Origin of the sequence: Streptomyces sp. SM11, assembly GCF_002910905.1 — a bacterium.
In the GTDB taxonomy this organism is placed as follows: Bacteria; Actinomycetota; Actinomycetes; order Streptomycetales; family Streptomycetaceae; genus Streptomyces.
Genome location: NZ_NEUE01000121.1, coordinates 1 through 7831, shown reverse-complemented (window position 1 = coordinate 7831; position 7831 = coordinate 1). Strand labels below are relative to the sequence as shown.

The 7831-nt window shown below is 73.7% G+C and carries 7 protein-coding genes and 1 pseudogene; 3 read left to right on the top strand and 5 right to left on the bottom strand.

All coding sequences use genetic code 11. From position 1 onward, the window contains the following. Positions 1-450: 450 nt before the first annotated feature. Complete coding sequence (locus B9S58_RS08990; RefSeq protein ID WP_103531590.1) at positions 451-972, bottom strand: DinB family protein; 522 nt, start codon at positions 970-972, stop codon at positions 451-453. A 144-nt stretch (positions 973-1116) separates the two neighbouring features. Here B9S58_RS08990 and B9S58_RS08985 point away from each other — a divergent pair, with 144 nt between their 5' ends. Beyond that, positions 1117-2022 carry a Gfo/Idh/MocA family protein gene (locus B9S58_RS08985; RefSeq protein ID WP_103531589.1) on the top strand — a complete coding sequence of 302 codons (906 nt, stop codon included), beginning with the start codon at positions 1117-1119 and terminating at the stop codon, positions 2020-2022. On the opposite strand, the gene lnt is transcribed toward B9S58_RS08985, so the two are convergent. The 4 genes from lnt to B9S58_RS08965 all read right to left on the bottom strand — a co-directional run bounded on the left by lnt (position 1994) and on the right by B9S58_RS08965 (position 6556). Further along, positions 1994-3673: an apolipoprotein N-acyltransferase gene (gene lnt / locus B9S58_RS08980; protein ID WP_103531588.1), complete on the bottom strand. Its 1680-nt coding sequence runs from the start codon at positions 3671-3673 to the stop codon at positions 1994-1996. The genes B9S58_RS08985 and lnt overlap by 29 nt on opposite strands. Before the next feature lie 181 nt (positions 3674-3854). Further along, positions 3855-4361: a nuclear transport factor 2 family protein gene (locus tag B9S58_RS08975; protein ID WP_103531587.1), complete on the bottom strand. Its 507-nt coding sequence runs from the start codon at positions 4359-4361 to the stop codon at positions 3855-3857. 135 nt (positions 4362-4496) lie between these two features. Next, on the bottom strand, positions 4497-5366 hold the full coding sequence (locus tag B9S58_RS08970; protein ID WP_103531586.1) for a universal stress protein: 870 nt from the start codon (positions 5364-5366) through the stop codon (positions 4497-4499). Positions 5367-5491: 125 nt separating this feature from the next. Continuing rightward, positions 5492-6556 (bottom strand): ferric reductase-like transmembrane domain-containing protein, encoded by a 1065-nt coding sequence (locus B9S58_RS08965; protein ID WP_103531585.1) that lies wholly within the window; start codon positions 6554-6556, stop codon positions 5492-5494. Positions 6557-6793: 237 nt separating this feature from the next. On the opposite strand from B9S58_RS08965, the gene B9S58_RS08960 reads away from it, so the two are divergent. Both B9S58_RS08960 and B9S58_RS38435 read left to right on the top strand, forming a co-directional pair. Continuing rightward, complete coding sequence (locus tag B9S58_RS08960; protein WP_103531584.1) at positions 6794-7468, top strand: hypothetical protein; 675 nt, start codon at positions 6794-6796, stop codon at positions 7466-7468. A gap of 170 nt (positions 7469-7638) precedes the next feature. Continuing rightward, positions 7639-7831: pseudogene (locus tag B9S58_RS38435) on the top strand (hypothetical protein); the annotation flags it as partial.

Here is a 7831-nt window from a genome sequence, read left to right as displayed (position 1 = left end):
AAGCCGACGGCGAGGCTGACGCCTCGTTCCTCGGCGAGGTTCACCAGCCGGGCCTCCTCGGGGGAGCCGGCGGCCGGGGGCGCGGGGGAGGCCGGGCGGGCGGCCGACGGGCTCGGATCCGGCATGACCTCCAGCGCCTCACGGGCGGGCGGTTGCACGATCTGCGGGGCCACGTCCTGAACCGGCCCGGTGGCCCCGGGACGGAGGGAAGGAACGGCTCCGGGCTCCACCGAGACGCAGCCGGAGACGGTGGTGACCGCTAACCCGACCAGGAGTCTCGCGGTGATTCTGGTTCTCTGCACCCGACAACTCTGCGGTGCGGCCCGGTCCCGGTGGCCCGGTGGGCAGGGAATGGCCCGCACGAGTGACCCGGTCAGCGGCGCGCACCGAACCAGGAACCTGACCGGGTGCCGGCCCTTCGGACCGGCTTCTGGCCGGGCGCCGGTGCGTTCACTTGCCGGTGGCGCCGTCGACGCGCTCGCGCACCAGGTCGGCGTGGCCGTTGTGCTGGGCGTACTCCTCGATCATGTGCAGATAGATCCAGCGGAGGCTGAACGGCTTGCCCGACGAGCCGACGCCCTTGGAGAAGTCGTCCAGGCCGAACGCGGCGGCGCTCTCGCGGGACGCCGCTGTCTCCGCCCGCCAGACGGACTCCGTCCCGGCCCAGGTGGTGGACTCCGTCACCGTGAAGTCCCCGTCCGGGTCCTCCTCGGTGGAGTAGAGGTCCGGCAGCTCCGCGCCCGCCAGGATCTCGCGGAACCAGAAGCGCTCCACCTCGGCCAGGTGCCGTACGAGGCCGAGCAGGGTCAACGCGGAGGGCGGCACGGACGCCTCGCGCAGCTGCGCGTCCGTGAGACCGGCGCACTTCATGGCGAGCGTCTCGCGGTGGTAGTCGAGCCAGCCCTCCAGCATGGGGCGTTCGGCGGCGTCGAAGGCGGGCTCGGAGCGACCGGGGCTCCCGGAAGAAGTCATGGCTGCCACCCTTACCCATGATCATGTGCCTGGCCAGGGGTTTTGCCGGCGGAACCGGAGATCGGACCGACGGTGGCGGCGACGTATGCTGCCGAGGTGCGAACAGCCGCGCACAGCGGCGCGGCACGGCGACAGGGAGACCTCGTGAAGATCGGTTGCATCGGGCTCGGCGATATCGCGCAGAAGGCGTACCTGCCGGTGCTCACCGCCGTACCGGGGGTCGAACCGCACCTGCAGACCCGCACCCCCGCCACGCTCCATGCGGTCGGCGACGCCCACCGCATCCCGGCCGCGGGACGTCACACGACCCTCGACTCCCTCCTCGCCGAAGGGCTGGACGCGGCCTTCGTGCACGCCCCGACGGCCGTGCACCCGCAGATCGTGGAACGCCTCCTCAAGGCCGGCGTCGCCACCTATGTCGACAAGCCGATCGCCTACGAGTTCGCCGAGTCCGAACGGCTGGTGAACCTCGCCGAGGAACGAGGCGTCAGCCTCGCCGTCGGCTTCAACCGCCGTTTCGCCCCGGGCTACTCGCAGTGCGCGGAGCACCCGCGCGAGCTGATCCTCATGCAGAAGAACCGGGTCGGACTGCCCGAGGACCCCCGGTCCATGATCCTCGACGACTTCATCCACGTCGTCGACACCCTGCGTTTTCTCGCCCCGGGCGCCGTCGACCACACCACGGTGCGGGCCCGGATCGTGGACGGCCTGATGCACCACGTGGTGCTCCAGCTCTCCGGCGACGGATTCACCGCGATCGGCACGATGAACCGGCTGAACGGGTCGACCGAGGAGATCCTCGAAGTGTCCGGCCAGGACACCAAGCGACAGGTCCTCAACCTCGCGGACGTCATCGACCACAAGGGCCAGCCCAGTGTGCGGCGGCGCGGCGACTGGGTTCCCGTGGCCCGGCAGCGCGGCATCGAAGCCTGTGTGCACGCCTTCCTCGACGCCGTGCGCCGGGGCGAGACACTCAGCGCCCGGGACGCCCTGGCGACCCATGAGCTGTGCGAGCGGGTGGTCAGGGAGGCCCTGGAGCTGGCCTCCTGAGAGCCCGCAGTCCCTCCACGGCGCACAGCGCGGCCAGCGCCGCCAGCGCCCCGTACACCGGCCAGTCGCCGAGCCGGCCGTAGAGCGTGCCGCCGCGTGCCAGCGGCAGGTCGAACACCTCCGCCGCGCTCGCGTCCGTGCCGAGCGGGCGACCCACCCGCTCCCCCCGGGGCCCGTACGCCGCACTGATCCCGGTGAGCGTCGAGTGGACCATCGGGCGGCCGTTCTCGGCCGCCCGCAGCGCCCCCAGCGACGCGTGCTGGGCCGGGGCCCAGCTGTCCTGGAACGTCGAGGTCGCCGACTGCGCGACGAGTACCTGCGCACCGTCGCGCACCAGACTGCGGCTCATGTCGGGGAACGCCGACTCGAAGCAGACCAGCGGACCGACCCGCAGCCCCCGCGCCCCGTCCGGCAGGGTCATCACCACCTGGCGGTCGCCGCGCAGCCGGTCCTCGCCCGCCGCCCTGCCCACGGAGGTCGCCCACCCCAGCAGGGAGCGGACCGGGACGTACTCGCCGAACGGGACCAGCCGCATCTTGTCGTAGCGGTCCCCGGTCGGCCCGTCAGGACCCACGAGCACCGCCGACTTGAAGATCCCCGACCGCCCCGAGCCGCCCGTCTGCCGGGCGTCCACATTGACCAGCAGATCCGCGCCGACCCGGCGGGACAGCTCCGCCAGCCGCCGCGCGGTCTCCGGGTTCTGCCACGCACCCGCCCCGATGCTGCTCTCGCCCCACACCACCAGGTCCACGCCCCGGCCCTCCAGCGAACGGGTCAGCTCCTCACCCCGGTCGAAGCGGCGCGCGACACTTCCCGGCCCCGCCACGACGCCCGGCTGCACGACGGCGACCCTGACCGTGCCGGCGCTCGCGGGCCGGGGCGCCCAGGCCCACACCGCCGTGACGGACAGGGCGCACACCACCAGGAGGACCCCGGCGGTCCAGCGGGCCGCACGGTCGGCGATCAGCAGGGCCGCGCCGGTGTTCACCGTGAGCACCAGCAGGCTCACCAGCCACACCCCGCCCACCGAGGCGACCCGCAGGGCGGGGGCGACCTCCCACTGACTCGCGCCCAGGAGCCCCCAGGGCCCGCCGAGCCCCTCCCAGGACCGGACCAGCTCGATCATCAGCCACCCGGAGGGCACGACGACCGCGGCGGCCACGGCACGCGGCGCGGAAGGAGACCCGCCGAGCAGCCGGGACACCAGCAGCCCCCAGGGCGCCCAGAGCAGTCCGAGCAGGGCGGCCAGCAGCAGGATGAAGACGTGGAGGCTCGGCATCAGCCAGTGGTGCACGGCGATGACGAACCCGGTCCCGCCGATCCACCCGTCCAGCGCCGCCCGGCGGGGCGTGCGAGCCGTTCGGATCAGCAGCAGCCAGGGGACCAGCGCCACGTAGGCGAACCACCAGAGACCGGGCGCGGGAAAGGCGAGAGCGGGCAGCGCCCCGGCGAGCAGTGCCGCCGCGCCCCGCGCCCAGGGGGACGGGAGCGGCCCCGCGCCGACGGAGTCCCGGCCGCCGGCCGCCGGCCCGTCACCGGAGGAGCCGTCCCCGGTGGTGCTGCCCTCGGAGGACCTCTCCCCGCAGGCACCGTCACCGGAGGCGCCGGCCGCGTTCCGGCCGACCGGGAGACGCCCGCCCCGGATTCGCATGCCGTGCCCTCCTCGCTCGCGCGGGCAGGCGGTCGCCGTCACCGCGTCAACCCCTGGATACCCCGTCTGGACACCCAGTGTGGGGGAGGCGATCGCCGCCGGACACAGGACGCGGCCGAGCGGGGGCACGGCGGATCGCCCGGCCGCCCATCGGGCGACGAGGGCAGGGGGACGACAGGCCCTACGCGCCCGGCGTCCGGCGCCACTTCTCGTGGACGGTGACCGCACGGATCAGCCAGCCCGGTTCGGCACGGTGCAGCTCGAAGGTGTATCGGCCGCCGGTCACGAAGTCGGGCGTGGCGCCCCGGGGCCGCCCGGAATCCGCCTTCCCCGGCGCGTCCGTCTCGCCCGCCGCCCGCCGGTCCAGGCACATCGGATTGAGGTAGTCGGCCAGCACCTCGGCCCGGTCGCCCGTGTAGCCGCCGAGGTCCTCCAGGTCGATCCGGCGGTTGACGATCAGGTGCTGGCGTACGGGGAAGAGGCGCATCGTCTCCTGAAGCCACCGGGCGATCTCCTCGGCCGGGCCCTCCACGCCGCCCGCACCCCGGTAGTCCGCGCGGCCGTCCGGGGTGAACAGGGCGCCGTAGTCCGACCAGGCCCCGTCGTCGACGGCCACCGCGTACCCGGTGATCACCGCATCGATGGCAAGCCGGTCCATCACGGTCGCGAGTGCCACACGCTGTGTCATTGGCCAAGTCTCGGTCAAGCCGCCCGCCAGGCCAAGGGGCCCGCGCCAACGGGGTGCGTGGGGCGGGACGGCAGGGCGTGAGGAAATGGCTGAGCAGAGCATGGGGAAACGGCTCGGCAGGGCGTGGACAACCGCTCAGCAGGGCACGACGGCGACCGGCCCCAGCGCGTGCGTGACCGCCGTCTGCGCCACCGGGGACAGCCCGAGCCCGAGCGACTCGCCGCCCCTGCGACGGCCGATCACCGTCAGGGCCGCCGTTGCCGAAGCGGTCACCAGGGTGCGCGAGGCGGAACCGTTGACCGGCTCCCGGACGATCTCCACTCGCGGGTACTTCTCGTGCCAACCCGAGGTCAGCTCGGCCAGCGTCCGAGCGGCCGAGCCCGCCGCCTCCTCCCGGTCCAGGACGGGGCCGCCCGCGAGCATGGAGGAGAACATCGTCCAGCCGTGCACGATCCGCAGCCGGGCGCCCGGCCGGGAGGCTGCGGTGGCGAACGCGAACTCCAGGACCCCTTCGCTGCTCTCGTCGGCGGCCACCCCCGCCACGATGTCGGTGAAGGCCCCCGCGTCCCCGGCGCGGCCGTCGTCCCCCTCCGGGCGGTCGTCCCGCACGACGACGACGGGACAGCTCGCCATCGACGCGGTGGCGAGGCTGTTGGAGCCGATCATCAGCGAGCGGAAGCCGCCGAGTCCGCGCGATCCGACCACGATCATGGACGCGTCCCGGCCGAGCGAGACCAGGGCGGCCGACGGGAAGTCCAGCGGGGCCAGCGTCGAGGGCCGCAGCTCCGGAGCGGTGAGGGCGCTCCGGCGTACGCATTCGGCCAGGAGCGTCTCCGCCTCGCGCCGCCCGGTCTCCTCGTCGATCTGCCGGGTGAGCGGGCGGACGTGGACGATCAGCAGAGGCAGCCCGCGCCGCACGGCTTCGCGGGTGGCCCAGTCGAGTGCCTGCCGACTGTGCGTGGAGCCGTCGACGGCGGCGATCACGGGAAGATCGTTGGTGTTCATGCCTCCGAGCGTACGTCGCCGGGCGGGCGGCCTCCCGGCGTGGTGGCCGACGGTCCTTGAGTGCGGTGGCGGTCACCTCTCAGGCGCGGTGGCGGGCCGTCTCCGGTCCTGGTTGCGGTCGCCTCTCAGTCGTGGTTGTGGGTGGAGGAGGTGTCCTTCGGGGGTTCACTGCGCCCGCCGTCGCTGCCGCTCGCCACGACGGCGACCAGGGCCGCCAGGACCGCCACCACCGCGAGCCGTCCGCCCAGCCGCAGGGCCCATCCCGTGCGGGCCCCGGTGGTCGCTCCGGGCCGGCCGGGCAGCTCCTCGGAGCGACGGGCGGGCCGCATCAGACGCAGGAGCAGCAGCGCGGCGATCGGGAGCTGGAGCAGCCAGACGCTGGTGCGGAACCAGCCGTCGTACCAGACGTTGGTCCCGTACAGCAGGGTGTGCCAGACGCTGAGGACGTAGACGACGATCACGCAACGGTGCAGGACCCGCCAGGTCTTGGGGCCGATGCGGTGGCGTACGTAGAAGAGCAGGCCGAGCGGGATCGCGAGATACAGGGCCGCCTGACCGATGGGCAAGGCGATCCGCCCGGTCCCCGAGTCGTAGCCGCCGGGGACGAAGGCCTCCACGAAGGCGGTGGCCACCGCGGAGTTCCAGGACGCCGTGTCGTGCCGGACCAGTTCCGCCGCGAACAGCAGGGCGTGGGCCGCGATCAGCGAGATGGTGTTGAGGCTCGTGGTGCGGTGGAGGCGTTCCAGCCGGGGGCCCGACAGCGGCAGGCGGCCCGGCCGCGGACCTGACAGCATCAGGCCGAGGACCACGGTCCCCCAGGCCCAGAGCAGGGCGGACCAGCCGAACGCCTGGCTGAGGAAGTACATCCAGAAGCCGCCCGCGTCGGCCATGAACGGCATCACGGTGACGGTGGAGGAGGCCTTGTTGCGGATGCGTATGTAGAGCAGGACGAAGATTGCCGCGGTGATGAGGAGCGCCACCAGACCGTCGGGCCACGAGGCCCGCAGGTCGGAGCGGAGCGTCGGTCGTTTCGACTCTCCCGGCGAGCGGGGGCCGGGGACCCGGCCGTCGTCGTCGGACGCGGCGCTGTCGGAGGCCGTGTCCGTGGCAACGGCTTCGGGGTCGGGCGCGGTGGTTCCGGACGTCTCGGCGGCCGCTGCCGGTTCGGGAGTGGGGGGCGGATTCGTCATGCGGCCTCTTCGGGGCGGGGGCATCGGCTGGCGGCGGCGGATGCGGCGGCCCCGGGCCACGAGGCTTACGCAGACGCGTTGTTGAAGCAGTCGGACGCAAAGAGGGGAAAGTTCCCGACACGCACCTGTGATATGGATCACTCTGTGGTGCTGGTGGGGCAAACGCGGCGAACTCCCGTTGTTTCGGCATCTGGTGCTCTTCACTCCGAGGCGGGTCCGGCTGGCACGATGGCGGCCATGGGAGCCGGAACCGCACTCCGACTCGGGCGCACCGTGCTGTTCGCGGTGGTGTGCGTCGCCGTGTCCGGACTCGGCCACGCGCTGATGTCCGGCGCGCCCCTGCCCCTGCTCGTCCAGGCCGCCGCCCTGCTTCCGGTGTGCGCGGCGGGCTGGTGGCTCGCCGCGCGGGAACGGAGCGCTCCGGTGACCGTCGCGGCCCACGTTCTGGGGCAGTCGGTGCTGCACGCCTTCTTCACCGGCGCCGAATCCTGGCTGCCGTCCGGCTCCGGCGCGCACCATGCGGGCGGCGGGCATGGTGCGTCGGGCGCGATGAACCACTCCGAGCACGAGGCCCCGATCGGCGGTTCGTCGGACCTGATGGGGCTTCTGGCGGCTTTCGACGGCGCGGTGTTCACCCTCGGCATGGCCGCCGCCCACGCGGTGGCCGGACTGATCTGCGGCTGGTGGCTGTGGCGTGGCGAGGTCGCCCTCGCCCGGCTGAGTCGCTGCCTGGTGCTGTTCGTCCGTGCCCCGCTGCGGACGGCCTGGCGCCTGTGGTCCGCGGTGCCGCCCGCCCCGGTGCCGCCCGCCCGGCGGTGCACCCGCCGCCGGCCCGGACGGCGCCCCCAGGACCTGCCGGCCCTGCACGCCATCTCGCGGCGCGGGCCACCGTTCCCCCTCCGCTTTCCCTGACCTCCATCCGCCCTCCGGCCTCTGTGCGCCGGAGGCGGTACGGGTGTGCGCCCCGCGCACACCCGTAACAGGCATGCCGGTTCTCCGGGCCGCCCGCAGCGGCGCCCGGGACCGGTTCACCGGAGCCGGGTGACCGCTGCCGCGGCTCCGCAAGGACGCGAAGGACTGCTGTGACACTTCCTGCTCCCGCGCTACCGGCCGTCGTACTGCCCGCCGCGCCACTGGCCACCGTGCCATCGGCCTCCGCACGACCCGCCGCCGCACTACCGTTCACCCCGCCGCCGGCCGTTGCGCGACCGCCTGCCGACGCCGTACGACCGCCCGCCGTCGCCGTGCCGTCGGCCGCCGCGCCGCCCATCCGGG

What these genes read in the sequence shown, in the direction of transcription:
- B9S58_RS08990 (WP_103531590.1), bottom strand. Translation starts at nt 972, where the DNA reads ATGACTTCTTCCGGGAGCCCCGGTCGCTCCGAGCCCGCCTTCGACGCC.
- lnt (WP_103531588.1), bottom strand. Translation starts at nt 3,673, where the DNA reads ATGCGAATCCGGGGCGGGCGTCTCCCGGTCGGCCGGAACGCGGCCGGC.
- B9S58_RS08975 (WP_103531587.1), bottom strand. Translation starts at nt 4,361, where the DNA reads ATGACACAGCGTGTGGCACTCGCGACCGTGATGGACCGGCTTGCCATC.
- B9S58_RS08970 (WP_103531586.1), bottom strand. Translation starts at nt 5,366, where the DNA reads ATGAACACCAACGATCTTCCCGTGATCGCCGCCGTCGACGGCTCCACG.
- B9S58_RS08965 (WP_103531585.1), bottom strand. Translation starts at nt 6,556, where the DNA reads ATGACGAATCCGCCCCCCACTCCCGAACCGGCAGCGGCCGCCGAGACG.
- B9S58_RS08960 (WP_103531584.1), top strand. Translation starts at nt 6,794, where the DNA reads ATGGGAGCCGGAACCGCACTCCGACTCGGGCGCACCGTGCTGTTCGCG.